Source organism: Paenibacillus tritici (assembly GCF_018207515.1).
Taxonomy (GTDB): domain Bacteria; phylum Bacillota; class Bacilli; order Paenibacillales; family Paenibacillaceae; genus Paenibacillus_AQ; species Paenibacillus_AQ tritici.
Genome location: NZ_CP073365.1, coordinates 4,541,814 through 4,568,782 on the forward strand (window position 1 = coordinate 4,541,814; position 26,969 = coordinate 4,568,782).

31 protein-coding genes and 1 tRNA gene are annotated in these 26,969 nt (G+C 51.6%); 3 read left to right on the plus strand and 29 right to left on the minus strand.

The features are described from left to right. Positions 1–13 precede the first annotated feature (13 nt). The 11 genes from fliE to KDC22_RS19615 all read right to left on the minus strand — a co-directional run bounded on the left by fliE (position 14) and on the right by KDC22_RS19615 (position 11,468). Positions 14–322: a flagellar hook-basal body complex protein FliE gene (gene fliE, locus KDC22_RS19565; protein ID WP_173133164.1), complete on the minus strand. Its 309-nt coding sequence runs from the start codon at positions 320–322 to the stop codon at positions 14–16. Positions 323–351: 29 nt separating this feature from the next. Further along, positions 352–798, minus strand: a complete 447-nt coding sequence (flgC, locus tag KDC22_RS19570) for a flagellar basal body rod protein FlgC (protein WP_211720065.1) — start codon at positions 796–798, stop codon at positions 352–354. 6 nt (positions 799–804) lie between these two features. Next, on the minus strand, positions 805–1,212 hold the full coding sequence (gene flgB, locus KDC22_RS19575; RefSeq protein WP_211720066.1) for a flagellar basal body rod protein FlgB: 408 nt from the start codon (positions 1,210–1,212) through the stop codon (positions 805–807). Between the two features lie 377 nt (positions 1,213–1,589). Further along, complete coding sequence (gene hslU / locus KDC22_RS19580; protein WP_173133155.1) at positions 1,590–2,990, minus strand: ATP-dependent protease ATPase subunit HslU; 1,401 nt, start codon at positions 2,988–2,990, stop codon at positions 1,590–1,592. A gap of 33 nt (positions 2,991–3,023) precedes the next feature. After that, positions 3,024–3,566 carry an ATP-dependent protease subunit HslV gene (gene hslV / locus KDC22_RS19585; protein ID WP_173133152.1) on the minus strand — a complete coding sequence of 181 codons (543 nt, stop codon included), beginning with the start codon at positions 3,564–3,566 and terminating at the stop codon, positions 3,024–3,026. A gap of 40 nt (positions 3,567–3,606) precedes the next feature. Then, entirely contained in the window at positions 3,607–4,986 is a 1,380-nt protein-coding gene (trmFO, locus tag KDC22_RS19590; protein WP_173133149.1) for an FADH(2)-oxidizing methylenetetrahydrofolate--tRNA-(uracil(54)-C(5))-methyltransferase TrmFO, read from the minus strand. Positions 4,987–5,009: 23 nt separating this feature from the next. After that, positions 5,010–7,106 (minus strand): type I DNA topoisomerase, encoded by a 2,097-nt coding sequence (gene topA / locus KDC22_RS19595; protein ID WP_211720067.1) that lies wholly within the window; start codon positions 7,104–7,106, stop codon positions 5,010–5,012. A 100-nt stretch (positions 7,107–7,206) separates the two neighbouring features. After that, the gene (dprA, locus tag KDC22_RS19600) at positions 7,207–8,325 is read right to left on the minus strand and encodes a DNA-processing protein DprA (RefSeq protein ID WP_211720068.1); all 1,119 of its coding nucleotides are present in this window, start codon (positions 8,323–8,325) and stop codon (positions 7,207–7,209) included. A 194-nt stretch (positions 8,326–8,519) separates the two neighbouring features. Next, on the minus strand, positions 8,520–9,449 hold the full coding sequence (gene sucD, locus KDC22_RS19605; protein WP_173133140.1) for a succinate--CoA ligase subunit alpha: 930 nt from the start codon (positions 9,447–9,449) through the stop codon (positions 8,520–8,522). 35 nt (positions 9,450–9,484) lie between these two features. After that, positions 9,485–10,642 carry an ADP-forming succinate--CoA ligase subunit beta gene (sucC, locus tag KDC22_RS19610; protein ID WP_173133137.1) on the minus strand — a complete coding sequence of 386 codons (1,158 nt, stop codon included), beginning with the start codon at positions 10,640–10,642 and terminating at the stop codon, positions 9,485–9,487. A 358-nt stretch (positions 10,643–11,000) separates the two neighbouring features. Continuing rightward, positions 11,001–11,468 (minus strand): MarR family winged helix-turn-helix transcriptional regulator, encoded by a 468-nt coding sequence (locus KDC22_RS19615; RefSeq protein WP_173133134.1) that lies wholly within the window; start codon positions 11,466–11,468, stop codon positions 11,001–11,003. Positions 11,469–11,615: 147 nt separating this feature from the next. Here KDC22_RS19615 and KDC22_RS19620 point away from each other — a divergent pair, with 147 nt between their 5' ends. Beyond that, complete coding sequence (locus KDC22_RS19620) at positions 11,616–12,044, plus strand: organic hydroperoxide resistance protein (protein ID WP_173133131.1); 429 nt, start codon at positions 11,616–11,618, stop codon at positions 12,042–12,044. Between the two features lie 96 nt (positions 12,045–12,140). Here KDC22_RS19620 and KDC22_RS19625 read toward each other — a convergent pair whose 3' ends face one another. The 11 genes from KDC22_RS19625 to KDC22_RS19675 form a co-directional block, all read right to left on the minus strand. Beyond that, the gene (locus KDC22_RS19625) at positions 12,141–13,823 is read right to left on the minus strand and encodes a YifB family Mg chelatase-like AAA ATPase (RefSeq protein ID WP_211720069.1); all 1,683 of its coding nucleotides are present in this window, start codon (positions 13,821–13,823) and stop codon (positions 12,141–12,143) included. A gap of 212 nt (positions 13,824–14,035) precedes the next feature. Beyond that, entirely contained in the window at positions 14,036–14,572 is a 537-nt protein-coding gene (locus KDC22_RS19630) for a phosphoesterase (RefSeq protein ID WP_246552769.1), read from the minus strand. A gap of 7 nt (positions 14,573–14,579) precedes the next feature. Then, complete coding sequence (locus KDC22_RS19635) at positions 14,580–14,993, minus strand: hypothetical protein (protein ID WP_211720070.1); 414 nt, start codon at positions 14,991–14,993, stop codon at positions 14,580–14,582. Positions 14,994–15,169: 176 nt separating this feature from the next. Further along, positions 15,170–15,556 carry a YraN family protein gene (locus KDC22_RS19640; protein WP_173133122.1) on the minus strand — a complete coding sequence of 129 codons (387 nt, stop codon included), beginning with the start codon at positions 15,554–15,556 and terminating at the stop codon, positions 15,170–15,172. After that, the gene (locus KDC22_RS19645) at positions 15,553–15,855 is read right to left on the minus strand and encodes an EscU/YscU/HrcU family type III secretion system export apparatus switch protein (protein WP_173133119.1); all 303 of its coding nucleotides are present in this window, start codon (positions 15,853–15,855) and stop codon (positions 15,553–15,555) included. Before KDC22_RS19645 ends, KDC22_RS19640 begins: the two co-directional genes overlap by 4 nt. Continuing rightward, entirely contained in the window at positions 15,852–18,161 is a 2,310-nt protein-coding gene (locus KDC22_RS19650; protein WP_211720071.1) for an autotransporter outer membrane beta-barrel domain-containing protein, read from the minus strand. The genes KDC22_RS19645 and KDC22_RS19650 overlap by 4 nt, the downstream gene beginning before the upstream one ends. Positions 18,162–18,233: 72 nt before the next feature. Further along, the gene (locus KDC22_RS19655; protein ID WP_211724111.1) at positions 18,234–18,851 is read right to left on the minus strand and encodes a ribonuclease HII; all 618 of its coding nucleotides are present in this window, start codon (positions 18,849–18,851) and stop codon (positions 18,234–18,236) included. A 451-nt stretch (positions 18,852–19,302) separates the two neighbouring features. Continuing rightward, positions 19,303–20,163, minus strand: a complete 861-nt coding sequence (gene ylqF, locus KDC22_RS19660; RefSeq protein WP_173133113.1) for a ribosome biogenesis GTPase YlqF — start codon at positions 20,161–20,163, stop codon at positions 19,303–19,305. A 29-nt stretch (positions 20,164–20,192) separates the two neighbouring features. Continuing rightward, on the minus strand, positions 20,193–20,813 hold the full coding sequence (lepB, locus tag KDC22_RS19665; RefSeq protein WP_173133110.1) for a signal peptidase I: 621 nt from the start codon (positions 20,811–20,813) through the stop codon (positions 20,193–20,195). Positions 20,814–21,020: 207 nt separating this feature from the next. Then, positions 21,021–21,365 (minus strand): 50S ribosomal protein L19, encoded by a 345-nt coding sequence (gene rplS, locus KDC22_RS19670; RefSeq protein WP_173133107.1) that lies wholly within the window; start codon positions 21,363–21,365, stop codon positions 21,021–21,023. A gap of 150 nt (positions 21,366–21,515) precedes the next feature. Next, positions 21,516–21,791 carry a hypothetical protein gene (locus KDC22_RS19675; protein WP_211720072.1) on the minus strand — a complete coding sequence of 92 codons (276 nt, stop codon included), beginning with the start codon at positions 21,789–21,791 and terminating at the stop codon, positions 21,516–21,518. A gap of 291 nt (positions 21,792–22,082) precedes the next feature. Between KDC22_RS19675 and KDC22_RS19680 the strand changes: the two genes are divergently transcribed. Continuing rightward, positions 22,083–23,036 (plus strand): hypothetical protein, encoded by a 954-nt coding sequence (locus KDC22_RS19680; protein ID WP_211720073.1) that lies wholly within the window; start codon positions 22,083–22,085, stop codon positions 23,034–23,036. Between the two features lie 76 nt (positions 23,037–23,112). Here KDC22_RS19680 and KDC22_RS19685 read toward each other — a convergent pair whose 3' ends face one another. Further along, complete coding sequence (locus tag KDC22_RS19685) at positions 23,113–23,370, minus strand: LSm family protein (RefSeq protein ID WP_173133098.1); 258 nt, start codon at positions 23,368–23,370, stop codon at positions 23,113–23,115. A gap of 229 nt (positions 23,371–23,599) precedes the next feature. On the opposite strand from KDC22_RS19685, the gene KDC22_RS19690 reads away from it, so the two are divergent. Then, positions 23,600–23,794, plus strand: a complete 195-nt coding sequence (locus KDC22_RS19690) for a hypothetical protein (RefSeq protein ID WP_173133094.1) — start codon at positions 23,600–23,602, stop codon at positions 23,792–23,794. A gap of 80 nt (positions 23,795–23,874) precedes the next feature. Here KDC22_RS19690 and KDC22_RS19695 read toward each other — a convergent pair. From KDC22_RS19695 to rpsP, 6 genes are all read right to left on the minus strand, one after another. Continuing rightward, positions 23,875–23,948, minus strand: a tRNA-Pro gene (locus tag KDC22_RS19695). A gap of 520 nt (positions 23,949–24,468) precedes the next feature. Then, positions 24,469–24,594, minus strand: a complete 126-nt coding sequence (locus KDC22_RS33780; RefSeq protein ID WP_281424912.1) for a hypothetical protein — start codon at positions 24,592–24,594, stop codon at positions 24,469–24,471. A gap of 253 nt (positions 24,595–24,847) precedes the next feature. Further along, positions 24,848–25,636, minus strand: a complete 789-nt coding sequence (gene trmD, locus KDC22_RS19700; RefSeq protein ID WP_211724112.1) for a tRNA (guanosine(37)-N1)-methyltransferase TrmD — start codon at positions 25,634–25,636, stop codon at positions 24,848–24,850. After that, positions 25,636–26,160 carry a ribosome maturation factor RimM gene (gene rimM, locus KDC22_RS19705; protein ID WP_211720074.1) on the minus strand — a complete coding sequence of 175 codons (525 nt, stop codon included), beginning with the start codon at positions 26,158–26,160 and terminating at the stop codon, positions 25,636–25,638. Before rimM ends, trmD begins: the two co-directional genes overlap by 1 nt. A gap of 84 nt (positions 26,161–26,244) precedes the next feature. Further along, the gene (locus KDC22_RS19710) at positions 26,245–26,475 is read right to left on the minus strand and encodes a KH domain-containing protein (RefSeq protein WP_020432321.1); all 231 of its coding nucleotides are present in this window, start codon (positions 26,473–26,475) and stop codon (positions 26,245–26,247) included. A gap of 22 nt (positions 26,476–26,497) precedes the next feature. Beyond that, positions 26,498–26,770 carry a 30S ribosomal protein S16 gene (rpsP, locus tag KDC22_RS19715; protein WP_173133088.1) on the minus strand — a complete coding sequence of 91 codons (273 nt, stop codon included), beginning with the start codon at positions 26,768–26,770 and terminating at the stop codon, positions 26,498–26,500. Positions 26,771–26,969 lie beyond the last annotated feature (199 nt).

Consider the following 26,969-nt stretch of genomic DNA (forward strand, 5'->3'; position numbering starts at 1 on the left):
TAGCTAGGATTATTTAGATTTGAGTTCTCATAATTTCCTGATAGGCTTCAATTACTTTGTTCCGGACTTGTGTAGTCAACTGCAAACTCAGCAATGCCTGTTGGGACGAAATCATAGCCTCATCAATATTGACCTCTCCCAGTACAAATTTGTTACTCATGTCTTTCGCGTGCTGTTCCTGATCTGCCACCTGGTTAAGCGCATTCTCCAGGTATGAACCAAAGCTCTGTCCTGACTCTTGAACGGCTGAGGATTCTGCAGCTACGGATTTCATAGCCAGCGGCTGTACAGCTTGGGTCCCGATCAATAAATTCTGTATCAATTCTTCTCCTCCTAGACAGTCAATTCATTTTACCGGCCGATTTCAAGCGCCTTGGTCACCATAGATTTGGATGCGTTCAGCATTGTAACATTCGCTTCATACGAACGCGAGGCAGACAGCATGTCCACCATTTCCTTGGTCAGATCCACATTCGGCATGTATACATATCCGTCAGCGTCCGCATCCGGATGGCTGGGATTGTACACCGGCTTCAGCGGAGAAGAATCCTCGATAATTGATTTCACCTTGACCCCTTCACTGCCGCTGCCCATTTTGGAATTCAGTATATTTGAGAAGCTGTCAGGCTGGGCTGTTTCCATAACGACAAGCTTACGGCGGTAAGGTACGGCTTTGCCGTCCACCATTGAAGCCCTTGTTGTCTCGGCGTTGGCGATATTGGAAGAGATCACATCCATACGCAGGCGCTGGGCGGTTAAAGCCGAGGCACTAATACCAAAGCTGCTGCCAAAGTTCACTATTCATTACCCTCCCTGTACAACTGTACGCATCATTGTAATCTGACTGTTCAGCTGTTCTACGTAAGAGTTGTACCTCAGCTGGTTCTCGGCGCTTAGCGCCTGTTCACGATCCATATCCACATTATTGCCATTGTTATTCATAGAAGTGGTCTCATCTGTACTGACCACAGCAGCCGGCATGCCGGTCACTGACCCGAAGCGGAAATGGCGAGAGTCTGAGACTTTCGCACCCAGTGTAGGCTTCACACCGCTCTCCTGTTGTCTCAGGAAACTTTCAAAGCTAACATCTGAGCGTTTAAAATTCGGCGTATCCACATTTGCTACGTTATTCGCCAGAACACTTTGTCGTTTAGTGGCGGCATCGAGGCCTCCTTGTAATCTTTGAAAACTGACACTGTTCAGCAAACCCATAGTAATCCCCCTTCCAAACCTATCATAATGAAAAGAATTCCACAACATCGTCCAAATTCCTGCTCATTTTCGACAAATTAAGTCATTATTTTCATTTTATTGTCGGCCATAAGTCGAACCATGTCGATGAATGATTCTTATGTCAATCTCACATACATTGATTCTCTTAGAATTTGTATATTATTACAATAAGAAATAAGCCCTATCTTTTCTGAAAAGAGAGGGCTTAAAGCATGTTTTTACAATATTTTTCCTTTTATATTACATTTTATTCTTTATTAAAGGATTTTTTAACTTTTTATGCATGATTATAGAATCAAATTTGCATAGCCATAATTCTAATTACCTACGTTGACGATTTTCTTACCCTGCCCGGCTTAAAGGATATATTGGCTTAAGTCGCGATCCTGCGCGATTCCTGCCAGTTTTTCGCGAACATACTCCGGAGTGATGACCATGGTGTCGAGTGTCAGCTCAGGGGCTTCAAAAGAAAGATCCTCCAGCAGCTTCTCCAGGATCGTATGAAGACGCCGCGCCCCGATGTTCTCCATATTCTGGTTTACAGAGGCCGCAATTTTGGCAATTTCCTGAATCGCTTCCTTCTGGAACTGTATTTCTATGTTCTCCGTCTGCAGCAAATGCACATATTGTTTCGTAAGTGCGTTCTCAGGCTCAGTAAGAATAGATACAAAGTCCTCAAGTGTAAGACTGCTCAGCTCTACACGGATCGGGAAACGCCCCTGAAGCTCGGGGATCAGATCGGAAGGCTTGGCAATATGAAAAGCTCCGGCCGCTATGAACAGCACATAGTCCGTCTTCACAGGTCCGTATTTGGTCATGACGGTCGATCCTTCTACGATGGGCAGAATATCGCGCTGCACGCCTTCGCGGGATACATCGGGACCCGAGCCCTTGCCTTGGCTGGCCACCTTGTCGATCTCATCAATGAATATAATCCCGGATTGCTCTGCACGGGCGACGGACTCCTGAATCATATCGTCGGTGTCAATCAGCTTGGCCGCTTCATCTTGAATCAGCACCTTGCGTGCTTCACGGATCGGCAGCTTGCGCTTCTTCGTACGCTTCGGCAGCAGATTGCCGAACATCTCCTGCATGTTCATGCCCATCTGGTCATTGCCTTGGCCGGCGAACATATCCATCATGGAAGGGGTTGTGTCTTCCACATCAATCTCGATGATATCATCCTCGAGCTGACCGGCAAGCAGCTTGAACTTAATCCCTCTGCGGCGTTCGCTCAGACTTCCGTCCTCAGGCTCTTCCTTGGACTCCTCCGCACCGCCATTGTTCCCGCCAAATATCATCTCGAACGGATTGCGCTGCGATTTGCCCTTGGATGAGGAAGGGACGAGAATCGCCACAATGCGGTCATTGGCCAGCTCTTCTGCCCGGTCCTTCACCTTTTCGGTGCGTTCAAGCTTCACCATACGAATAGAGGTCTCCACCAGATCACGGACCATCGACTCCACATCGCGTCCCACATAACCGACTTCCGTGAATTTGGTCGCTTCCACTTTGATGAACGGTGCATTAACGAGCTTGGCCAGACGCCGGGCAATCTCCGTTTTACCGACACCGGTAGGTCCGATCATAAGAATGTTTTTGGGCACAACCTCATCCCGGAGCTCTTCGGACAAAAGACTGCGCCGATACCGGTTGCGGAGCGCAACAGCCACTGATTTCTTGGCCTGCTTCTGACCTACGATATACTTGTCAAGCTCTGTTACGATCTGGCGGGGCGTAAGCGATTGATTCACCATTGTGACTTCCTCCCTTTATATATGGCAGCTTGCCTATAATTGTTCGACAATGATATTGGAATTGGTATATACACAGATCTCGGAAGCAATCTGCAGCGCTTCTCTGGCGATCTCACCGGCACCCAGATGTGAGGCATGGCGTTTGAGCGCCCGCCCGGAAGCCAGTGCAAAGTTACCGCCGGAGCCGATCGCCAGCACATCGTCATCCGGCTCGATGATTTCACCGTTGCCGGAGATCAGCAGCATGCCTTCCTTATCCATTACGATCATGAGGGCTTCCAGCTTGCGCAGAATGCGGTCCTGGCGCCAATCCTTAGCCAGCTCTACCGCTGCCCGCTGGAGATTGCCGTGATGCTCCTCCAGCTTGCCCTCGAACTTCTCGAACAAAGTAATCGCATCGGCAACGGAGCCCGCAAATCCGGCAATCACCTGTCCCCTGTACAAGCGGCGGACCTTCTTGGCCGTCGTCTTCATAATGACGCTCTCTCCGAATGTAACCTGGCCGTCACCGGCAATCGCCGCATGGCCGTTATGTCTTACCGCACAAATCGTAGTCGCATGAAAGCTGGGTAACATAATGGGCACCCTCCTCAAATGTTGTGATACAGGCTTGATATTATTGGACCGGAAGATCCGCCTCTGCCAGCTCAGCTTCCGCAATCTCCGGCTCTTTATAAGTCAACTGGTTAGCCGCAGCATAGGCAGCCAGGCTGTCCAGCGCCCGGTAAGCCAGGCGTTCGTTTTTCTCTTTTTTGCTGCGGAATCTGGTGTCAAGCTTCGGCAGCAGGCCAAAGTTGGCATTCATCGGCTGGAAGTGCTCCGGATCTGCCGAAGTAATGTAAGCAGGCATACTGCCCAGTACAGTGTCTTCGGGGAATATCAGACTCTCCTCGCCAAGCGCAGCTCTCGCCGCATTCATACCGGCAATCATACCGGAAGCCGCAGACTCCACATACCCTTCAACCCCGGTCATCTGGCCGGCAAAAAACAGCCTTTCGCGGCCCTTCATCTGATAAGTGGGATGCAGCAGCTTGGGAGAATTGATAAATGTATTGCGGTGCATGACACCATAACGCACATATTCGGCATTCTCAAGGCCCGGAATGAGTGAGAATACCCGTTTTTGCTCGCCCCACTTCAGATGGGTCTGGAACCCGACCAGATTATACAGCGTTCCCGCGGCATTGTCCTGGCGCAGTTGCACAACCGCGTAAGGCAGCTTGCCCGTATGAGGATTCATCAGTCCTACAGGCTTCATAGGTCCGAAAAGTGCCGTCTGCTTGCCGCGTTTCATCATAATCTCGATCGGCATACAGCCTTCAAAGTAAATCTCTTTCTCAAAGTCTTTGAGCGCGGCCGTCTCTGCCGAGATCAGCGCATCATAAAAAACATCGAATTCCTCTTCCGTCATCGGACAGTTCAGGTAGGCGGCTTCGCCTTTATCATAGCGGGAAGCCAAATATACCTTCCCCATATCAATACTGTCTTTCTCCACAATCGGAGCGGCAGCATCATAGAAGTAGAAGTATTCCTCCCCAAGCAGGCTCTTAATCTCCGAAGACAGGGACGGGGAAGTCAGCGGACCCGTTGCAATCACAACGATCCCTTCCTCCGGTATATGCGGAAGTTCTTCGTTTATGACTTCAACCAGGGGATGATTATGCAGCATGGAAGTAATTTCACCAGAGAAGCCATCCCGGTCCACGGCGAGTGCGCCTCCTGCCGGAACCGCATGCCTGTCGGCTGCACCCAGCACCAGGGAGTCCAGGCGCCGCATTTCCTCCTTAAGTACACCCACTGCATTCCCGAGGCCGTTGGCCCGAAGTGAGTTGCTGCAGACCAGCTCCGCGAACTGATCCGTATGATGCGCAGGCGTCTTCACTACCGGGCGCATCTCATACAATCTAACCGGAACTCCCCGCGAAGCGATCTGCCAGGCGGCTTCACTCCCGGCGAGACCGGCTCCAATTACGGTTACTTTTGCTGTTTGTGTCAATGTCCCTTCCTCCTGTGACCCTATTATTCTGCTAATTCATCATTGTCGAGTACAGCCTCTGTATGATCACACGAGGTGCACTGCAGCTTGGTTCCCTGCTTGTTGCGCTTCTCTATCATCCACGAACCGCAGGCTGGACATGGCTTCACTGACGGTCTGTCCCAGGATACAAAGTCACAGCCCGGGTACTGGTCACAGCCGTAGAAGACACGCCCCTTCTTGCTGCGCCGCTCTACAACCTTGCCTTCATGACATTTCGGGCAGTTTACACCGATATCCTTAATAATCGGCTTCGTATTGCGGCATTCCGGGAATCCGGAGCAGGCCAGGAATTTGCCGAACCGGCCGAGCTTATAGACCATCGGCTTACCGCATTTCTCGCACAGCTCATCGGAAACCTCATCTTCAATTTCAATTTCCTTCATTTCCTCTTCAGCATACGTAAGTCTCTTCTCAAAGGATTCATAGAACTGGGCCAGAACCTTCACCCAATCCTCCGCACCTTCCTCCACATGGTCAAGATCCCCTTCCATGTGAGCGGTGAATTCCACATCCAGAATTTCCGGGAAGAACTCTTCCATCTGCTCTATGATCAGCTCTCCAAGCTCCGTTGGCATGAATTTCTTCTCTTCAATCGCCACGTAGCCGCGCTTCTGGATCGTTTCCAGGGTTGGAGCATACGTACTTGGACGGCCTATGCCCAATTCCTCAAGGGTTTTGACCAGCCGGGCTTCCGTATATCTTGGCGGGGGCTGAGTGAAATGCTGCTTCGGCTCGATCTCACGCTTAATCAGATCATCGCCTGCCTTAAGCTGCGGCAGGAATTTCTCTTCATCCGTCGTGCCGTCATCATTGCCTTCCACATATACCTTCATGAAGCCAGGGAAAGAAACCTTGGACCCTACCGCTCTGAAGATTGCCGTACCGGCTGTAATATCTACCGACAAGGTATCCAGCAGTGCGGAAGACATCTGACTCGAGACAAAACGCTCCCATACCAGCTTATACAAACGGAACTGGTCACGGCTCATGAATTCTTTGACCATATCAGGCTCACGCAGCGCGGAGGTCGGACGAATCGCTTCATGCGCATCCTGGGACCCGGCTGCCTTCTTGGAGTATTGACGCGGAGACTCGGGAATGAACTTCTCGCCGTATTTGGACTGGATCAGCTCCTTAGCTTCCTCCTGCGCCGTAACGGAGATACGGGTGGAATCCGTACGCATATAGGTAATCAAACCGACAGTGCCTTCCTTGCCCAGCTCAACCCCCTCATAGAGCTGCTGAGCGACAGACATCGTCTTGGACGCGCGGAAGCCCAGCTTACGGGCAGCTTCCTGCTGGAGTGAGCTTGTCGTAAACGGAGCGGAAGGATGCCGTTGTCTCTCCTTCTCCTTCACTTCTTTGACCTGGAAGGCGGCGTTCTTGATCGCTTCCAGCACTTCCTGCACATCGCTCTCCTGGCCCAACTCCTTCTTCTCGCCGTTCAGCCGGTGGAACTTGGCCTCGAATTCAGAATCCCGAATCGCTAGCTTGGCCGTAATACTCCAGTATTCTGTAGGAACGAATTCGGAAATTTCATTCTCCCGGTCCATGACGATCTTGACCGCTACCGATTGTACGCGTCCAGCAGAGAGGCCTTTTTTGACTTTCTTCCATAATAAAGGGCTAATCTTGTAACCGACAAGCCGGTCAAGTATACGCCGCGCCTGCTGCGCGTTCACCAGATCCATATTAATCTTGCGCGGCGTCTTGAAGGCATCCTTCACAGCCTGCTTTGTAATTTCGTTAAAGACCACGCGGCATTCCTGTGTGTTGTCCAGATTTAGTGCATTTGCCAAATGCCAGGCAATCGCTTCACCTTCGCGGTCCGGGTCAGCTGCGAGATAGACTTTTTTCACTTTTTTACTGGCATCCTTAAGTTCCTTCAATATAGAACCCTTGCCGCGGATCGTTATATATTTGGGATTAAAATCATTCTCCACATCTACGCCGATCTGGCTTTTTGGCAAATCTATGATATGCCCCATAGATGCCTTCACAATATATTTACTGCCTAGATATTTCCCAATCGTTTTTGCTTTTGATGGTGATTCTACAATAACCAACGCATCTGCCATAGGTTTTCCTCCCAAAAGTTTGTAAGCAGACAGCCTCCTGAGTCCGTCTTCGGACCCGGCCGGAGCCAGGGAGTGTATGCTTACCACAGTTACTTCTATATTAAATTACCTTATAAATTGCACCCGGTAATTGTGTTACCGCTTTTTTTATGATTAAAGATAACAGAACTGAATGCAAATGTCCAAAATCCCACTTTGTAGACGCCAGCAGCTCATCCAGTGTAAACGGGCCTTGTTGCAGTATATGGTAAAGGTGTTGCTCCTCACTTGTCAATTTCTTTTCAAGCAGGTCTGCCAGACTCCCTTGCCCCGTAGCTGCCCCTGCCGCTGCTTCCGGACCCCGTGCAGGCAGATAAGATATGTATTCTTCCACGATGTCTGAAGCGGCGGTAACCAGCTTCGCGCCCTGCTTGATCAGCTCCAGCGCCCCTCTGCTCTTGGGAGAGGTCAGCGGACCCGGCACAGCAAATACATCCCTGCCCGCTTCAAGCGCAGCATCGGCGGTAATCAGTGAACCGCTGCGGCTGTCCGCTTCCACCACCAGTGTTCCCAGCGTCAGGCCGGCGATTATCCGGTTACGCTGGGGGAATAATCCGGGGTGGCTTGGCGTTCCGAGCGGATATTCGCTTAGAACCAGACCTTCACGCGAAATCTGCCGTTCAAGCTCCCGGTTCTCCGGCGGGTAGACCTTATCCAGCCCGGTTGCCACCACAGCAATGGTCCCTCCAGCGCCGGTAAGCGCGGCTTCATGACTGACACTGTCAATCCCTCTCGCCAGACCGCTGACAACCGTGAGACCCGCTGCGCTTAGCTCCCCGGCCAGCATCCCGCCCACCTTGCGCCCATAGGCAGTGGGCACCCGCGTTCCGACCATAGCGACTGAAGGGCGGGAAGCCAGCTCCAGACGGCCGCGGTAATACAAAACCCAAGGCGGCTGCGGGGTTTCCTTCAATTGAACAGGGTAGCCTTCATCCAGAATCGTCACCATGGCTACACCGCTTTCCTTCATTAAAGAGCGGCGCTTCAGAACCCATGCTTCATTAAATTCTGCTGCAAGCCGGACTGACATTGTACTGCTGATTCCAGCCCGCTCCCAATCCTTAGCAGAACACGAGAAGACAGCATTCGTCAATAGCCCTGCCCGGCGTATTTTGTCGATACTTTTCCAGCCAATCCCTTCCATTTCATTCAGACCGAATAGCAGCTCCCGAATTTCCATATGTATTCTCTCCTAAGCGGAAGGGCCAGCCTTCCTTATTTTGTAATATAGGCCTCAGAAATGCAAGCCCCGCCAACACAAAAAGCAACCTTTCATCCGCGTTACCGGGACAAAAGGTTGCTTACCTTTAAGAATATTATACTTGCTTCAGCAGAAAAAGCTGTGACTAATGTGCAAAATCTGCAAGCAGTATTCTAGTGGGTTGTGAAGGCATTCAGAATGCCGCGTTCCTCAAGCACACTGACGAGGGTAGAGCCCATCTCGGCAGGCGTTGGCGCCACCTTGATGCCGCAAGACTCCAGCACAGCGATCTTCTCACTGGCCGTCCCTTTCCCGCCTGAAATAATTGCCCCCGCATGGCCCATCCGCTTGCCCGGAGGCGCAGTGACACCACCAATGAAGCCGACTACAGGCTTGGTCATATTCTCTTTGATCCACAGCGCAGCTTCTTCCTCTGCCGTACCGCCGATCTCTCCGATCATAATGACAGCCTTGGTGCCGGGATCTTCGTTAAAGAGCTTCAGAATGTCGATGAACTCCGAACCCTTCACCGGATCGCCGCCGATGCCTACCGCCGAGGATTGTCCGATTCCGCGCTCTGTCAGCTGGTGAACAGCCTCATAGGTCAAGGTGCCGCTCCGCGAGACTACACCCACATACCCCGGTTTATGAATATAACCCGGCATAATGCCAATTTTACATTCTCCAGGCGTAATGACCCCAGGACAGTTAGGACCGATTAACACCGTGGAGCGGCCCTCCATGTATCTTGAGACTTTAACCATATCCAGCACCGGAATGCCTTCTGTGATACAAATGACGAGCTCCAGCCCGGCATCCACCGCTTCCATAATGGAATCAGCAGCAAATGCAGGCGGTACATAAATCACACTTGCGGTTGCACCCGTGGCTGCTTTGGCCGCAACTACCGTGTCAAATACCGGAAGACTGGCCTCTGTACCATTCTCAAGCGTAATCTGAACGAAGGTGCCTCCTTTGCCGGGGGTTACACCGCCGACCATCTGAGTACCGTAATCCAGCGCACCTTTCGTATGAAATAAACCCGTAGCGCCGGTAATTCCCTGGGTGATGACTTTTGTATTTTTATCTACAAGAATGCTCATGCCTTAGGTCACATCCTCACTTTTATTGTCGAATATTACACCAGAGCAACAATTTTGCGGGCACCGTCGGCCATTGAATCGGCAGCAACAATATTCAGTCCCGAACCGGCGAGGATCTCTTTGCCCAGCGCCACATTAGTACCCTCAAGACGGACGACCAGCGGCTTGGTTAAGCCAAGCTGTCTTGCTGCTTCGACTACCCCTGTAGCGATCACATCACAACGCATAATTCCGCCGAAAATATTTACAAAAATTCCGTTCACCTTGTCATCCGACAGGATGATTTTGAAAGCTTCCGTAACCTTCTCGGTCGTCGCACCGCCCCCTACATCGAGGAAGTTGGCCGGTTCGCCGCCATAATATTTGATGATATCCATAGTGGCCATCGCCAGGCCTGCACCATTCACCATACAGCCGATGTTGCCGTCCAGGGCAATATAGCTGAGATCGAACTTCGAGGCTTCAATTTCTTTGACGTCTTCTTCATCCAGATCGCGCAGCTCCAGTATATCCTTGTGGCGGAACAGGCTGTTGGAATCAAAGTTAAGCTTGGCATCAAGCGCCATCACATTCCCGTCTGCGGTAACCACCAGCGGATTAATCTCCGCAATTGAGCAATCTTTATCCACAAAAGCCAGATACAGCGCTTGCATGAACTTGACCGCTTTGTTGACCAGCTCAGAAGGTATGGCGATGCTGTAAGCTAATTTGCGTGCCTGGAAGGTCTGCAAGCCCACAGCCGGATCAATGATCTCCTTGAAGATCTTCTCGGGATGTGTAGCAGCCACCTCTTCGATCTCCGTGCCGCCTTCCTCGGATGCCATCATGACTACCCGTCCGGAAGCACGGTCCACCACCAGTCCGATATAGTATTCTTTAACAATCTGACAGCCTTCTTCAATCAGCAGCCGCTTCACTACCTTGCCTTCGGGTCCCGTCTGATGGGTAACCAGTGTCTTGCCGAGGATCTCCGCCGCATAGGCACGAACCTCATCACTGTTCTTCGCCACCTTGACGCCGCCGGCTTTGCCGCGTCCGCCTGCATGAATCTGAGCTTTGACTACAACAACCGGGGTACCCAGCGCTGCGGCAGCTTCCACTGCTTCCTCCACTGTATAAGCTACTTTTCCGTTCGGTACGGCTACGCCATACTTCTTAAGTACTTCTTTTCCCTGATACTCGTGGATATTCATTCCGGAAGCCTCCTAAAGTATTGCGGTGACCTGTGCAGGCAGCCTGCGGCCATTCCGCATTCCGTTTTGATTGTCCAAAGCCGGGCCCAGACCGGTGTAAACCGGCAATATCCCGGTACAAGCAGAGAACCTGCGCCTGATATACACAACTTTCAAACGGTACTGTTCTCTGCAAGTAGCATATAGAACCTATCACAATAGTGATATCTATAATTACCTATATGCCAGAATGTGAAACCCAGAATATTGTAACATGTTTTATAAGCGCTTTCCTTAAAAACTTTCACTATTTATACATACATTTTCGCTCGGTTTCATGCCGGAATGCGAACGATTGCATTGACAATGGAGTGATAGACTACTTGGAATTGCTAATATTCGCCTCATGAACCCGGTTTAGCAGGCCCTTGAATTGTCCAAGCAGACCGATGAACTCCTCGGGGGAGAGCATCGTGCCTTCAACCATTTTGCCAGGAATACACATCGCTTCCTGTTGCAGGGCCAAGCCTTGATCCGTCAAAGAAATCAGGACCTTCCGCTCGTCCTGCAGGGACCGCTCACGCAATATCAGGCCTGCTGCCTGCAGCCGCTTCAGCAGCGGGGTCAGTGTGCCCGAATCCAGGAACAACGCTTCACCCAGCTCCTTGACCGTACATTGCCGTCTCTCCCAGAGAACCAGCATCACCAGATACTGCGAATACGTTAATCCGATCTTATCCAGATGGGGCTGGTATAACTTCGTGAACTCACGCGAACAGGCATAAATCGTAAAACAGAGCTGGTTCTCCAGCATAAGCTCAGGGGTTGTGGTAGTTTCATTTTGCATTTCTTCTTCACCTGCCTTTGTGACATTAGTTTATCACAATTCATACATAATATCATGTTAATAGTGGAAAATAGATTGACTTTTATTTTAATTGTGTTAAATTAAGTTGTGTAAAATACAATTTAACGCGAACGGGAGAGATTTATAATGATGACAATTCAACAGAAAATGTATGAAACTACAGTAAAAGCGGTGGGCGGCAGACAGGGATACATCGAATCGGAAAGTCCTAAGCTGAACCTTACCATCAGCACTCCGCGCGAAATGGGCGGCGCCGGCGGCGAAGGCACGAATCCTGAGCAGCTGTTCGCAGCAGGATACTCCGCTTGTTTTGACAGCGCCCTGAATATGGTTGCCCGCATGGGTAAGGTGAAGATCGAAGGCAGCGAAGTAACAGCTACTGTAAGCTTCGGCAAAGTTGAAGACGGCGGCTTCGGCATTGCTGTGAAGATGGATGTGCTGGTCAAAGGCGTGGACCACGAGACCGCGAAGCAGCTCGTTGAAGCAGCCCACGGCGCATGTCCTTACTCCCGCGCTACCCGCGGTAATATTGAAGTGGAATTGAACGTTCTGTAATAGCCATTTCAGCGAGTCCATACCCTGACCGGCGGCCCCGGGCAGGGTATTTGGCATTGGCTTATCCGCCCCTTTTCGCTCTGGACAGTCTCAGTATTACTCTTCCTCTGCCGTCACCTGCCGGTCCAGATTGCGGTATTGGACCGCCTCGGCAAGATGCGCCGCGCCGATATCAGCCGCTCCCTCCAGATCGGCAATCGTACGGGCCAGCTTGATGATCCGGTCATGCGCCCGCATGCTCAGCCCCAGGCTCTCCAGGATACTATTCAGGAGCAGTTCTTCTTCAGCATGCAGCGCCGCATACCTTCGCAATGCCGCCCCTGACAGCTCGCTGTTCCAGGAGATCGGCAGGCGGCTGTAACGTTCCGCTTGAACAGCTTGAGCCCGCAGAACCTCTTCCCGCATCTGTGCAGTTGACACCGGAAGCGCGCCTCTGTCCCATTCCCTGGGGCGCGGAACATCAACCTGCATGTCCATCCGGTCCAGCAGCGGGCCTGAGATTTTGGCCCGGTACTGGGCGATTTTGGCCTGACTGCAGGTGCACCGCTGCTGCGTACTGCCATTGCCGAGGAACCCGCACATGCAGGGATTCATAGAACAAGCCAGCAGAAACTGGGCGGGGAAGGTGAAGGTGGCCCTGGCCCGGCTGATCGTCACTACCCCGTCCTCCAGCGGCTGGCGGAGCACTTCAAGCACGGTGCGGGAGAATTCAGGAAGCTCATCCAGAAAAAGAATGCCGCGGTGCGCAAGACTAACCTCCCCGGGCTTCGGGATTCCCCCGCCGCCGATCAATCCGGCTGCCGAGATTGTGTGATGGGGCGAACGAAACGGGCGGCTGCGCAATAAATCTCCACCGGCATCCCTTAGCTTCCCTGCAGCACTGAATATCTTCATCACCTCAAGCGACCCCGTATCGCTAAGGTCAGGAAGGATGCCGGGTAACCGCTTAATTAGCATTGTTTTACCCGTGCCCGGCGGTCCAATCAGAATAATATTGTGCATCCCGGCCGCAGCAATCGTAAGCGCCCGCTTCACATGATTCTGTCCGATTACATCGCTGTAATCTTCCATCATTAGATGATCTGGCCGAGGTCGCTGCAATTGACCGGATACTCTTACCGGCTTGTATCTCAAATGGTCCAGTTCCAGGACAAGGACCGGTGGACGCTTCCTGGAGGAGGCGTCGATGCTCACAGCTACCGGAAACGGCAAGCTGGCCTGCTGTTGGCTGGAAGCGGACTCTTCGGATGGCTCTGCCGGAATCGGCGGCAGAAGCTGGCCCGGCTGCGGCAGATGCTGCAAATGTCCGGCCGTATACACAATCATCCCCGATACTAAGGAAGCCTCAGCAGCATTGCCTGGCGGAACTAGTACCGCATCTATTCCGGCCTTGCGCGCAGCCTCAACCATAGATAATACTCCATTTACCGGACGCAGACTGCCGTCCAGCGCCAATTCTCCGATAAGCAGCATTTTCCCGGCATCCGGCATAATAAGCTGGCCGCTTGTTGTCAGAATCCCCAGGGCGATGGCGAGATCGAATGCCGATCCCTCCTTTCGCAGATCTGCAGGTGCCAGATTAATCGTAACCCGCTGCTGGGGATAGCTGTATCCGCAATTCTTCACGGCTGCCCGTACTCTCTCCACGGCTTCCCTGACGGCCGAATCCGGCAAGCCTATGATATGGGTCTGCGGCAAGCCGTTCGACAGATCAATCTCTACTCCAATCATTACACCCTCAATACCATACAAACATGCGCTATTCATTTTTCCGTACACCAAAAAACACCTCTTCTCCAGAAATACGCCCGCACGAGGCGTTCATTTTCCAGGAAAAAAGGTGCTTCCTCTTTTTCCGACAGCTCTATTCATTTCAGTATACTCAGAACCTTACACACTATGCAAGGATTATTGCGCATAACCCGCTGCACAAAACAGCAGCTTCATTAGTCTTGCATAATTGTGCATCTATGACCAAAGTATCATTTAATTCAGCCCTCTTCGCTGGCAGTAACGGCATCTCTTATCTGTTCAAAGGACAACGGAGTGTAATTCCAGTGCTCCACACAAATGTTAAAATGATGATTGCCTTCATACCTCTGCCCATGAATATGTCCATGCACATTCACGTAAGGCATATGCTTGTTCATATACATAGGCTCATGAGAGAGCAGAAAAAACTCCTTATAGATCAGCGGGTATTCACTGACCTCGTCAAACCCGGCTGCAAGCCACCAGGCCCGTCCGCGCCCGCGGTCGTGATTGCCGAGAATCAGTATTTTATAACCGTTCAGGGCAGTTACGATATTTCGGGTATCCACCTGATTCAAAAAGGAGAAGTCGCCCAGATGAAATACCTTGTCCTCTTTGCCGACCACAGCATTCCAGCTTGCAATCATCGCCTGGTCCATCTCCTCGGCATCCGCAAAAGGCCGCGATTCAAAATCTATGATCAGCTTGTGGCCAAAATGATGATCTGAGGTAAAATACACTCTGGACAATACATCTTCCCCTTTCGCCAGCGCCATTTAGGCCTTATTCACGCCAATTCCGCTTGCCCGCTCGCCGGTTCACATCCATTTGTATTAATTCTGCCACCGGCGGGGCTTCTTCATGCTCGATCAGCCATTGGCGCATTTCCTTAATCGCCTCTACTTGTCCATTGCCCTTATCCCGCCAGGTCAGCAGCTCGATCACATTGATGACCAGCGACAAGAGGCTGCTATTACTGTCTTGGGTTTTCTCGGCACGCATCTTGTGGAATAATGCTTCATTCTCCCAGTCAATCAATATCTCTTCCGCTATTGCAGGACGCATAACGGTAAATGTCTTGTTGCAATTACTGCAGTGTACAACTGATAAGGGCTCTGCGCCAAGTTCCGCTACTACATTATGCTCGCAATATTGGCAAGTGAAGCTTACCTGTATATTCATTGGTTGATTCCTCATTCCGGCAGCCCTCCTCATGGTGGCATTAAAAGTCACACTAATGTTTACCCATTTCTTTTGAGAAATGACCCATGAAGTCCAGCTTATGTCAAGGATTATCGTACGTTTCAGCGAGAAATAGAAGGCATATTTCAAGCGGAAACGACTACACCGTCCTGTAAAGGACAGCCAAAAAGCTAAAATGCCTCCCGGATATGCCGGAGCGAGGCAATGCTCAAATCCGCATTAAGCTGCACAGCGATCACATCAAAGGAGATCACTGCCTGATGCATATTCTGCATATGTAGATATACCTGAGCTGTATTTCTCACCTGACGGATTTTGCGTTCATCGACCGACTCTTCTGCGGTACCCTGCGCGGCTGATCCGCTCCGGCTACGCACCTCAATGAAGATCAGTCCCCCTTCATATTCTGCAATGATATCCAGCTCTCCGCTGCGGCAGCGCCAGTTACATTCTTTGATCAGATACCCCCTTGAAGTCAAGTACAATCTTGCCGCCTGCTCGGCAGCGGCGCCTTTCTCTTTGCGGGTGTAGCTTCCGCCGTCCGCCCGGGCGTTCACTTCTGTCTCCGTTCCCCGGCGGTCCGGTCACTCTGGTACACATAGCTAAGAATCTCCGCTACCAGCTGATACAGCTGAGGAGGAATTTGCTGATCGAGATCAAGCTTTGACAGAACCTCTACCAGCGCCGCATCCTCCTGCACAGCCACTCCGTTTTCCTTTGCTTTTTGCAGAATGAGATCAGCTACCGGTCCCTGTCCCTTAGCGACAACTACCGGAGCCTCGCTTTGACCCGGAATATATTTGAGGGCCACCGCCTTCTTGAGGTTCTGCGGAACCTTTTGCTCAGACTCACTCATATGCGGTAATCTACTCCTTTGTACTCATTCGGAGCATAATCGGACGGTTTGGCCGCCGCTGCCGCCACACTCAGCTCCGGTAACGGGTCGGTGCGCAGGCTGGACAGCTGATAACCAATGGATTCCACCGCCGCCTTGATCTCCTCGCGGCGCCCTTCCAGCAGCTCCAGCACCCAAGGCTGATCGTTATGCAGCCTCAGGCTGACAATCCGGTCCACCACCTGCACATCCACCATCGTCTGGCCCAGCTGCTTCATGTCCAGGTCAAACCACAGGCGGCAATTCGCCGCATCCAGCTCCCCTTTGCGGCCGCGCCGTGACTGGATGTGGACGGAGGCCGTCTCCCGGCCGTCCGGCCCCTGCAGCGGCAGGAACATCGTCACCTGCGCGAACGGCGCGGTGCGGTCCGTATTCAGCAGCAGTTGCTGACCCGTCAGCTGCTGTACCAGCTGGCCCGCGGCTTCCTTGACCGCAGGCGGGATCTCACTGCTGCCGAGCACCTGCAGCAGCACGCCCTTGAGCGTCCCGGCGGCATCTTCTGCGCCGCCGGACGCCACCGGCGCGGCTCCCGCTCCGCCGCCGCGCAAGACCTGCTGCTCGTGCTCCGCACCGAGCAGCTTCAAGATCCGCCCCACCCAGGGGTCTGTCCCCTGGGTGGCGGCAGTGTCCCCGCGCGGTGCAGCGGGGACCGGGTCTTGCCCCGCCGGTGCTGGCGGGGCTGTGTTCCCCAGCGGCGGCGCAGCCGCTGGGGAGGGGCTGCCGCCCGCCGCGCCGGAGGCGGGGGGCACGGCAGCGAGCTGCGGCAGGCTGCCGCGCAGCTCGGAGAGCACGCCCTGCAGCTTCGCGAGCAGGGCCGGTCCCGCAGCTTCACGCGCTGCCACTGTGGCTCCCGCACCGTCTCGCATTCCAGCTGCGTTCCCTGCGCCGTCCCGCACTCCAGCAACATTCCCCGTACCGTCACGTATCCCTGCTGCGTTGCCTATACCTTCTCGCGCTCCCGCTACATTCCCCGCGCCGTCTCGCACTCCAGCGGCAGTTCCCGTAGCGTCACGCACTCCAGCAGCATTCCCCGTGCCTTCTCGCATTCCAGCAACATTCCCCGTACCGTCACGTATCCCTGCTGCGTTGCCTATACCTTCTCGCGCTCCCGATACATTCCCTGCGCCTTCTCGCGCTCCAGCGGCAGTCCCTGCACCGTCTCGCACTCCAGCAGCATTCCCCGTGCCTTCTCGCACTCCAGCGGCAGTTCCCGTACCTTCTCGCGCTCCCGCTACATTCCCCGCGCCTTCTCTCACTCCAGCGGCAGTTCCTGTACCATCACGCACTCCAGCAGCATTCCCTGCGCCTTCTCGCGCTCCAGCAGCATTCCCCGCGCTGTCACGCATTCCCGCTACATTCCCTGTACCGTCACGCAATCCAGCGGCAGCTCCCGTACCATCTGCATCTCCTGGCTGCGCCAGCACAGCCTGTCCATTAGCGCCCGAAGTCTGCACCGTACTACCATTATTACCAATGCTGCCAGCAGGGCCAGAAGCAGCGGTTCCCGCCCCGCCTGTTTTTACCGCCTGAGCATTCAAATCTGCCGTCGCTCCCGGGAAAACAATGGCTAACGTGTTGCCAGTTATGGGCGCTTTTGCTCCGCCTGTCAGCAATCCAGCCGCTGGTCTGCTCATCCCGTCAGTGTCACCTGCGCCTTCACCATCAGCACTTTGCTGCGCCCATACGTTCAGCTCCGCTTCCAGATTCGCCAGCAGTTGATGCAGCTTCGGTCCGAATACGGCCTGCTGCAATCCTCTCACTGTCTCAGCCGTCACCGGCAACCCGCGCTTCACTGAGATCACCGCCGCCTCCAGCCACTCTGAGGCAGGTACGCCCGGAGGTTTGGCATTCATTACCGCATCCAGCTTCGCTGCCGTCTCTTTGGTGAAGGCCAGGCCTCCGGCTTGCATCGCCTGGACAATCTCCCGTCCAGCCTTGGAATTGGCAAGTCCAAGCGATTCGATGGCCTCTCCCATACTCTGCGCCGAGACGAGGGCCGCCTCCCCTAGTGAGACCGGCTTAAGCACCGGCAAACCACCTTCTCCGGGCGCGCCCACCTGCAGGTTCAGCGTCTGTCCTGCTGCCAGTGGTGTTTCCAGTTCCGCCCGCACCGGCGTTCCCTGAATCTGCACCACAGCTTCTTTTCCTGAATCCGATACGCTCAGCACAACCCCGCGAACAACCTGACCTTGCTTAAGCTCGACAGCTTTAGCTTCTCCCGCCTTGCTGTCACCGAGCAAACTACGAACCAGTGATCCGATATTCATGTTGTCCGCCTCCCTTCCCTTTCTACTTATATCGGTAGATTGCGTTCGTTTGTGATTATCTGCGTAACTTCATTAGAATAAAGATAACTGCTCCTGCTCAGCCAGAATATTGCCGATGAAGCTGCGCCGGTGCATCGGCGTTACGCCCAGCGTCTTGATTTGTTCACGGTGCAGCTTGGTTGCATATCCTTTATGTACTTTGATCCCGTAATCCGGGTATAATTCCTCCCACACACCTTCACAGAGCCGGTCGCGTGTAACCTTGGCTACAATCGAAGCGGCAGCAATCGACTGACTGTTGGCATCCCCTTTAATAATGGAACGCTGCGGCAAGGGCAAGTCTACCTTCTCCGCATCAATAAGCATATAGTCCGGCTGCTGGCTTAATCCTTCTACTGCCTTGCGCATCGCCAGTCGCGCAGCCTGCTTAATATTTATTTCATCAATAACTGTGGACTCTACATGCCCTACACTTACAGCGAGCGCCTGTTCCATGATGATCTCATACAAGGCGTCACGCTTTTTGGCTGTCAGCTTCTTGGAGTCGTCCACTCCCTCAATGATCAGCCCCGCCGGGAGAATGACCGCTGCAGCCACCACATCCCCGAACAAGCAGCCTCTGCCCACTTCATCCACACCCGCGATATGGCGGAAGGATTGCTCCCAGCCTTCTTTTTCATAAAAAAGCATATCAATCTCACTCACCGTCTCTCCACCTGCCCATTAAAATTAAACTAAGCTACATCTATGATCATCCTACGAATATATGACAACTACGAATCTCAAGGGAACTTATAATTCCCATAATTCCTATCTAACCCCAATATCCGAACTAAATATTCTGCACCAAATGCAACTTTCCCTTCATTAATACTGCGCAATTCCAAAAAAGTTGTATAAAAAACAGCAATTCTCCTCCTTCAAGCAGCTTAACGGGACATATCCTGCAATTCCTGCAACAATCGACCTGAACACACAGGCAGCTATCCATCCATGTTGCATTCATTACAACACTTTGCAATCACCTATTCCAATAACCAAACACGTTGTAGAATTCCATTCCCTGCCTAATTGTCCACGCAAAAAAGAGCCAGTCCACTTTCACGGATGGCTCTTCCATTCCACACAACACTCTCTGCTATTAAGGCGTCTCCAGCGTGAACCGTCCGAGCTTACCGGCACGAAGTTCATGCAGAAGTGCGCGTGAAGCCTTCTCCAGATCTACACGGCCGCCGCTCATCAGACACCCGCGCTTACGTCCGACTGCTTCCATAACAGCCACGATTTCGTCCGGGTTCTCCAGATCCTCAGGCAGCTTGTCGATACCGAAGCGTTCCTGGAACCGGCTTCCGTAATCCTTCACCAGATATTTCACCGCATAAAAGGCGATATCCTCAATATTCAGAATCTCTTCCTTAATAGCTCCGGTGACTGCGAGCTTATAGCCTACCGTCTGATCCTCGAACTTCGGCCAGAGAATACCGGGGGTATCCAGAAGCTCCAGATTACCGCCCGTTTTGATCCACTGCTGTCCCTTGGTAACCCCCGGGCGGTCACCGGTAATCGCAATACTTCTTCCTGCCATCCGGTTAATGAGAGTCGATTTGCCTACGTTGGGGATTCCTACGATCAATGCCCGCATTGCGCGCGGATTGATGCCTCTGGAAATTTGCCGGTCGATCTTGTCCTTCAGCAGCAGCTTGACCTGCTCCGGAATTTCCTTGATCCCGCTCCCGGTAGAAGCATCTACCGGATAGGCAACATGACCCTGCGCCTTAAAGTAAGCCAGCCACTTGCGTGTAGCTTCCGGATCGGCCAGATCCGCTTTATTCAGAATAATCAGCCTTGGCTTGTCCCGCAAAATATCGTCAATCATCGGATTGCGGCTGGAAAGCGGCAGACGGGAGTCAAGCAGTTCTATTGCAACATCAATCAGCTTCAGCTTATCCTCGATTTGCCGTCTAGCCTTCGTCATATGACCAGGAAACCATTGAATGGCCATTGCCGTCACCTCCTTTGACTTCTGTCAGCTTAATGATTAATGAATGAGATATCCTTCACCGGCCAGAAAATAAGGTCTGCACGGCCGACAATATCACCCAGCGGCACATAACCGATCATCCGGCTGTCTGTACTGTCGGAGCGGTTATCCCCCATCACAAACACATGTCCTTCCGGCACAGTGTCGTCTGTAAACTTTTCATTCGGGAAGTTCTTATCATTGTACAAAATGTTGTTATTATGCGCTTCATCAATCGCGCCCTGGATATACGTTTCGTTCACAGGTTCCCCGTTCACCGTAACGACATCCCCTTCAACCTTAACTTTATCGCCCGCGACACCAATGACACGTTTGATGAAGTCTCTGCCTTCAGAGGGCACATGGAACACAATAACTTCCCCACGCTGCGGCTTACGGATATCATAGAGAATTTCGTTTACAATAACACGTTCACCGGTATGGAAGTTAGGCTTCATAGAAGGCCCGTCTACGATAAACGGTTTGAACAAAAGCCAGCGTATTAGAATAACCAGAACCAATGCAATTGCTATCGCTTTAATCCATTCCAGGACTTCATTCTTAGGCTTCTGGGGGCTCTGGCCGTTAGATTCTATCACTTCGCCTTGCCCTGGCTGCAAATCCTGCTGCATAGTTCACCGTCCTCTCCATATCTTGTTATCTCCACTATACAATACAAAAAAGCTCCTGCCAAAAACTCCCCCGCGATTACTCCTTCAGGAGGCCTTTTCGGAGAAGCTGTTCCTAAGGCACATATGTGTAAGTTCAATGTTAGTCGTAGATTTCAAAGAAATAAACGAAAGGGGCTTGAATTCAAGCCCCTTTCCCCTGTCACTATTCTAGCGACGAATTTCTTTAATTCTTGCAGCTTTACCGCGCAGGTCACGAAGATAGTACAGCTTCGCACGACGCACTTTACCACGGCGAGCCACTTCGATTTTCTCGAGTTTAGGGGAGTTGACTGGGAATGTTCTTTCCACACCAACACCATAAGAGATTTTACGAACCGTAAAAGTCTCACCGATTCCGCCGCCGCGACGTTTGATTACAACGCCTTCGAACAACTGGATACGCTCACGAGTTCCTTCGATAACTTTTACATGCACCTTCAAAGTGTCACCCGGGCGAAAACTCGGGATATCAGTACGAAGTTGCTCTTGTGTAATTGCTTGTAGGATATTCATTAAGGACTTCCTCCTTCCGTACAGGTGTTCTTGCCTCTTCCGGAGAGCCGTTGCTCTCCCTCATTATCCGCAGAGGACCACCGTATTCCACACAACAGAAATAATAATATCATAAAACATAGGCTTGTGCAATAGTAATATTTAGTTTAATCAAAGCGGCAGCATATCCCGTTTCTTCGCTTTGGCCTTGCAATCCTTGCAGAGCCCGACCACACTTCCATCATCCTGGGCATAAAAAATCAGCTTCCCGTTCTTCTTCTTACAGGAAGAGCACAGCTGATCCGCAGCGTTCTGCTTGGCTCTGCGGTGACCTTCCATAGAGATCACATTGCTGGCCTTACCCGGCTCCGGCGCATGAGACTGCTCTTGGCTCATCCGGTTGCGGTACACGACATAGACAACTGCACCAACCAACAAAATAATCAAGACTCCCGCATATTGCATTGGCTCATCCGCTCCTCTGACTTCATCAGTCAAAATAGTAAACAGACCTTGTGCCGGCCTGCTTCCGTGCCGGTCTGTTCCAGTTGCCAGGCTTCATACTTCCGGTCTTTAGATCTAACGCCAGTGTATCATATTGTAACGTTCAAGTCACAGCCATACTGGACTATGGTCCAGTACCACAACCCGCCGCCAGCCTGTTATTCAATGTTTTCCCATAATATATAATACTTGAGTATACATAAGCAACCATTAACCTTTAGGAGGGTATATATATTGAAGAAACAACATAGCACAGCAATAATTGCAGCCATGGCCGTATTCTCTATTGCATTACTGGCCGGCTGCAGAGAGCTTCCCGGCAAAGAGGCTGCAGATAACCAGCTTGAACAGAGCATATCCGGCACCTTCAAGCAGGACGCGGCTGAAGCCGTTAAGCAGGGTCTCAGCAATGCTACTGTCGCTCTAGGCGACGTTGTCCAGCATACAACGGACATGGTTCAAGACACAATTAACGAGAACGGGATCAGCCGGGAATTCTCCACCTCCCTGCCTGCAGATTCGGCTTCTGTACTTAAGCTTGATAACGCGCTGGGAGAGATTGTAGTAATGCCTGCTTCCGGTGACGAGATCTCTGTCAAGGCCACTGTTATTGTTCATGAGCAGCCGGATCACAAGCTGGTAACGGGCGTGCTGGATCATGCAGAAGTATCTATTGAACATAAGGGGGACGCGCTAATCGTCTCTACTCATAGTACAGATAACACGAAGAAGAGTCTCTGGGACTGGGCACAGAAGAAATACGGAGACTCCAATTTCAGTATTAATTATGTAATTGAGCTTCCGGATACCGTCGGCAAATTTGAGATTGAGAATAATGTAGGCACCGTTCAGCTCCGCGGTCTTGAGGGGAGTTTCGAAATCAGCAGCAATGTTGGCAGCATCATCCTTCAAGATTCGGTCATTACCGGCAAATCCAGTGTCGAGTCGAATACGGGAAGTATTGAGCTTGGAATTTCCGGTATGGACAAAGGCAGCAGCCTCAAGGCCCAGAGCAATATAGGCACAATCACTGCCGATCTGGCAGATTTAATGAAGTGTACCGTGAAAGCCCGCAGTGAACTCGGCGATATATCCGGCGTTGTGAGCGGCGAAGAGAATGACTTCAACGGCGGCGGTCCGCTGGTGTCCTTAAGCACAGAAATTGGTGCCATTTCCGTTAATCCATAACCTCAGACGTTTCCATCAGGCACAAAGTGGGCATTCCTGACCTTCAGGAGCCCACTTTTTTACGTGTATGCGGCAATCAGATCAGAGCAATGGCCAGAAGCGTGAACAAGCTTAGGGTAAGGATCTCACTGCCATAGCCATAATAGCCGCCATAATAACTCCCCGCACCGCCCGGATAGAATGCCGAGGTTTTCATTCTGCCATTGCCTTTTGTCTTCAAGTACACATTATTCTGGTCCACATCTACGATGATTCCTTCGTGACGTTTACCGTCCTTTGTCATGATACGTACCCGCTTATCTTTGCAATGGAGACAATTATAATAAGCTTCCATCTGCTCTTTCCTCCTCAATCGTGTTTCTGTATCTTATGAGGGGAGGGATAAGCCGGTAACGGCTATAGTCATGAGGCAACTGTCTATAACTAAAATAGCTGTGAAATCAAGTACTTGTGAACATTGTGTATCAATTTTGTGTAAAAAGGGGTACTATTAAAGTACAAATACGAAATTAACCGCTTACGATTGTGAACAATATTCTACAATCCATAAGGAGGCAGGAATCATGAGTACAGCTGGCAGACGTTTCATCAATGAAGGAGTACTGCGGATCGCCTGGTTTATTATTTTCGCTTCGCTCACCTACACCGTACGCAATTATACTTGGGCTATTGTATTGCTTATGGTTGTTGCCTTATATTCACTCGTTACCGGGGTAATCATGCTTACCCGCCGGGATGAGGATAGGGGCAGGATATAGCCTACCGGTAATTTAATAGTCTATTGTAAAAACACTTCCGCCAAGGCACGACGCCTTGACGGAAGTGTTTTTTGCGCTGATCGGAGTAACAGGATTCGAACCTGCGACCTCACCCACCCCAAGGGTGCGCGCTACCTGGCTGCGCTATACCCCGACATTGCAATCTCAACCGAATACCCATGAATAAGATACGTTAGCCGCTGGCCTAATATGCCACTATGCGGTTACTTTCTGCTTCTATTTTTAATATACCGCACCCGCCCTCCAGTTTCAAATAGGAGTTTTATATTTTTTTAGATTATTATTAAAATTCAATGGATTTTCCGTAAAAGCTATGCTATACTCTTGGCACAAGGAAAGGAGGTGCGTTCACATCAAGCATGACATGCTGAACGTATCCCTTACCCGGACCAACGGCTGAACCTTTTAGCCTTGGTGGCGCGGGATACGGATCAAAGTTACAAACTAGCGCCTCGGGTAGAGAGACCGTCTTCGGACGGTCTTTTTTTGTTGGCCTGCACTCTCCACGCTCCAGCAAACAAATAACCGCCAAAGCTGGCGAACCTCGGGTTCGTCTGTCTTCAGCGGTTATTTGTGGAATTTGCTGTATTACTGAGCCTATTGAACCTGCTTCCAGGGTCTAATTCATTTCTTAGATTACTTGGATTATAAGATTACGATTTGCGATTCTTATAAAAATCAATAATATCGCTTACCGTGCGGAGCGGCTCCGCTTCCTTGTGGACAGTGTCCACGGCTGGCTTGAATGGTTCATGCGTATTCGTAGTCACTTCAGTCATTCCTTTCGATAATTAAGCTAGCTGCGTCTATAGCTGCATGTCTACTTGCGGCACCTCTATTCATTACCCTAGAAAAAGGGTATTGACGCACATCTGCTCGTATTTATTTCGCTGGCAAAACTTCTTCTATGCCTATCCGTTCTAGTTGGTAATTCCCGTTCCCGGTTCTCAGAACACAGCAAAAAACGCCTCCCTAACGTAATATACGTTAAAAAGACGCCAGCTATGACTCTATTTAAGCCCAAATTTATCATTATTTCTGCTCCAGGCTTGCCTGCTCCTGCAGCCGCTTCAGCGTCTGCTTGTCCTTCGTTGTCAGCTCCGCACTCTCAAGCAGATCCGGCCTGCGTTCGAGGGTTCGCTGCAATGCCTGCTCGCGCCGCCACTCCACGATGTTGGCATGATGTCCACTGAGCAGCATATCCGGCACCTTCCAGCCCCGGAACTCAGCCGGACGGGTATAATGAGGATATTCCAGCAGACCGGTACTGAAAGAATCCGTTACTGCAGAGGTCTCGTTGCCCAGCGCCCCCGGCTGCAGCCGCACTACAGAATCAATCACGGTCAGGGCAGGAAGCTCCCCGCCGGTCAGCACATAATCGCCAATCGACAGCTCGTCTGTCACCAGATGCTCACGGATTCGCTCATCGTAGCCCTCATAGTGGCCACAGATGAAGATAAGATGCTGCTCTTGGGCCAGCTCCTCAGCGACCTGCTGAGTATACGTCCGGCCCTGCGGGCACATGAGAATAATCCGCGGCTTCACTGCGGCTATCTCCTCAGTTCCCGCCTGTTCCTCGTCAGCCCCAGTCTGCGCAAGTACATGCTCCACCGCTGCGAAGATAGGGTCAGGCTTCAGTACCATGCCTCCCCCTCCCCCATACGGCGTATCGTCCACGCTGTTATGCTTGTTGCCTGAGAAGTCGCGGAAGTTAACCGCGTTCAGCGTAACGATGCCTTTATCACGGGCCTTCCCCAGAATACTGGTGCCGAATACGCCTTCACACATTTCAGGGAAAAGCGTCAGCACATCAATCCGGATCATGGAAGCAGCCCTTCCATAATATGCACGGTGATTCTTTTGGCCGCAATATCTACATCCAGCACAACATCGTTAATGACCGGAATCAGAATATCCTGGCCCTTCGCAGGCTTCACCACCCAGACATCATTGGCACCGGGCTGCAGAATCTCCGTAATTGTTCCCAGCGGCTGGTTAGCGTCTTCCTCGGTGTAGACTTCACAACCCACAATATCGTGGAAGTAATATTCGTTCTCCGGCAGCTCCACCCGGTCATCACTCGGTACCTTGAGCATGCTGCCTTTGTATTTTTCAACTTCATTAATATTCGTATACCCTTTGAGCTTGGCAATATACATTCCTTTATGCTCTTTGGCCGATTCTACCGTAACCTCGAATTTCGGACTGCCGTCTGCAGGAATCAGCAGCAGCTTTTTGCCGGGTGCAAACCGCACTTCAGGGAAGTCGGTATGCGAGAGGATTTTGATCTCCCCGCGGATTCCGTGTGTATTTACCAGTCTGCCTACTGTTAACTCTTCGGTCATATGTTCCTCTCCTTCACATATTCTTATATTTTCAACAAAAAGGAGCCGGGATATACTATCCCTAGCCCCTCATTGTGCGCATCCTTAAGATAAAATATCCACAGTAACGCGTTTATCGCTCTTGACTGCTGCAGATGTGACTACGGTACGAAGCGCTTTGGCGATCCGCCCCTGCTTGCCGATGACCTTACCGACATCATCAGGATGCACGGAAAGTTCATAGACAATCAGGTGATCCTTCTCCACGGTCCGCACAGCCACGTCCTCTGGATGATCCACTAAAGCCTTAGCAATAACACCAACTAATTCTTCCATAGAGGACCCTCGCAATCAGTCATTATTTCTGTAGCTTCTGCTCATGGAACTTCTTCATCACGCCAGCTTTGGAAAGCAGGTTGCGGACGGTATCAGATGCTTGTGCACCTGTTTGAAGCCATTTAAGAGCTTTCTCTTCATCAATCTTAACGACTGCCGGTACTTCAATCGGATTATAATAACCGATTTCCTCGATAAAACGACCGTCACGAGGGGACCGGGAATCGGAAACCACTACACGGTAGAAAGGCGCTTTATGTGCACCCATTCTTTTCAAACGAATACGTACTGCCACGAAATTCACCTCCTTATAAGAATATCGGAATATAGGGGATTGTTTAAGATAAACCCTTTTTCGATCCCTCCCAAACCCTCCCTTCCCCAAGGGAGGGCCCCAAGGGCTCTGCCCTCTGGACACCCGCTAAGTGCAACTGGCGTAGGCGTTCAGATTAGCGGGACTTGGAAAGAGTTCGGGGAAAGACCGCTTTTCCTCC

Bases quoted from the DNA above. Each gene is read 5' to 3' on its own strand.
- hslV (WP_173133152.1), bottom strand. From the start codon at position 3,566: ATGTTACCCAGCTTTCATGCGACTACGATTTGTGCGGTAAGACATAAC.
- sucD (WP_173133140.1), bottom strand. From the start codon at position 9,449: ATGAGCATTCTTGTAGATAAAAATACAAAAGTCATCACCCAGGGAATT.
- ylqF (WP_173133113.1), bottom strand. From the start codon at position 20,163: ATGGCCATTCAATGGTTTCCTGGTCATATGACGAAGGCTAGACGGCAA.
- rplS (WP_173133107.1), bottom strand. From the start codon at position 21,365: ATGAATATCCTACAAGCAATTACACAAGAGCAACTTCGTACTGATATC.
- KDC22_RS19685 (WP_173133098.1), bottom strand. From the start codon at position 23,370: ATGGAAGCTTATTATAATTGTCTCCATTGCAAAGATAAGCGGGTACGT.
- hslU (WP_173133155.1), bottom strand. From the start codon at position 2,990: ATGGTGAATCAATCGCTTACGCCCCGCCAGATCGTAACAGAGCTTGAC.
- KDC22_RS19710 (WP_020432321.1), bottom strand. From the start codon at position 26,475: ATGGAAGAATTAGTTGGTGTTATTGCTAAGGCTTTAGTGGATCATCCA.
- KDC22_RS19620 (WP_173133131.1), top strand. From the start codon at position 11,616: ATGATGACAATTCAACAGAAAATGTATGAAACTACAGTAAAAGCGGTG.
- KDC22_RS19645 (WP_173133119.1), bottom strand. From the start codon at position 15,855: ATGAGTGAGTCTGAGCAAAAGGTTCCGCAGAACCTCAAGAAGGCGGTG.
- topA (WP_211720067.1), bottom strand. From the start codon at position 7,106: ATGGCAGATGCGTTGGTTATTGTAGAATCACCATCAAAAGCAAAAACG.
- lepB (WP_173133110.1), bottom strand. From the start codon at position 20,813: ATGCAGCAGGATTTGCAGCCAGGGCAAGGCGAAGTGATAGAATCTAAC.
- KDC22_RS19615 (WP_173133134.1), bottom strand. From the start codon at position 11,468: ATGCAAAATGAAACTACCACAACCCCTGAGCTTATGCTGGAGAACCAG.
- KDC22_RS19650 (WP_211720071.1), bottom strand. From the start codon at position 18,161: ATGAATATCGGATCACTGGTTCGTAGTTTGCTCGGTGACAGCAAGGCG.
- KDC22_RS33780 (WP_281424912.1), bottom strand. From the start codon at position 24,594: ATGACTGAAGTGACTACGAATACGCATGAACCATTCAAGCCAGCCGTG.
- KDC22_RS19635 (WP_211720070.1), bottom strand. From the start codon at position 14,993: ATGAGGAATCAACCAATGAATATACAGGTAAGCTTCACTTGCCAATAT.
- rimM (WP_211720074.1), bottom strand. From the start codon at position 26,160: ATGACCGAAGAGTTAACAGTAGGCAGACTGGTAAATACACACGGAATC.
- flgB (WP_211720066.1), bottom strand. From the start codon at position 1,212: ATGGGTTTGCTGAACAGTGTCAGTTTTCAAAGATTACAAGGAGGCCTC.
- KDC22_RS19655 (WP_211724111.1), bottom strand. From the start codon at position 18,851: ATGCTTTTTTATGAAAAAGAAGGCTGGGAGCAATCCTTCCGCCATATC.
- KDC22_RS19630 (WP_246552769.1), bottom strand. From the start codon at position 14,572: ATGGCGCTGGCGAAAGGGGAAGATGTATTGTCCAGAGTGTATTTTACC.
- dprA (WP_211720068.1), bottom strand. From the start codon at position 8,325: ATGGAAATTCGGGAGCTGCTATTCGGTCTGAATGAAATGGAAGGGATT.
- KDC22_RS19690 (WP_173133094.1), top strand. From the start codon at position 23,600: ATGAGTACAGCTGGCAGACGTTTCATCAATGAAGGAGTACTGCGGATC.
- sucC (WP_173133137.1), bottom strand. From the start codon at position 10,642: ATGAATATCCACGAGTATCAGGGAAAAGAAGTACTTAAGAAGTATGGC.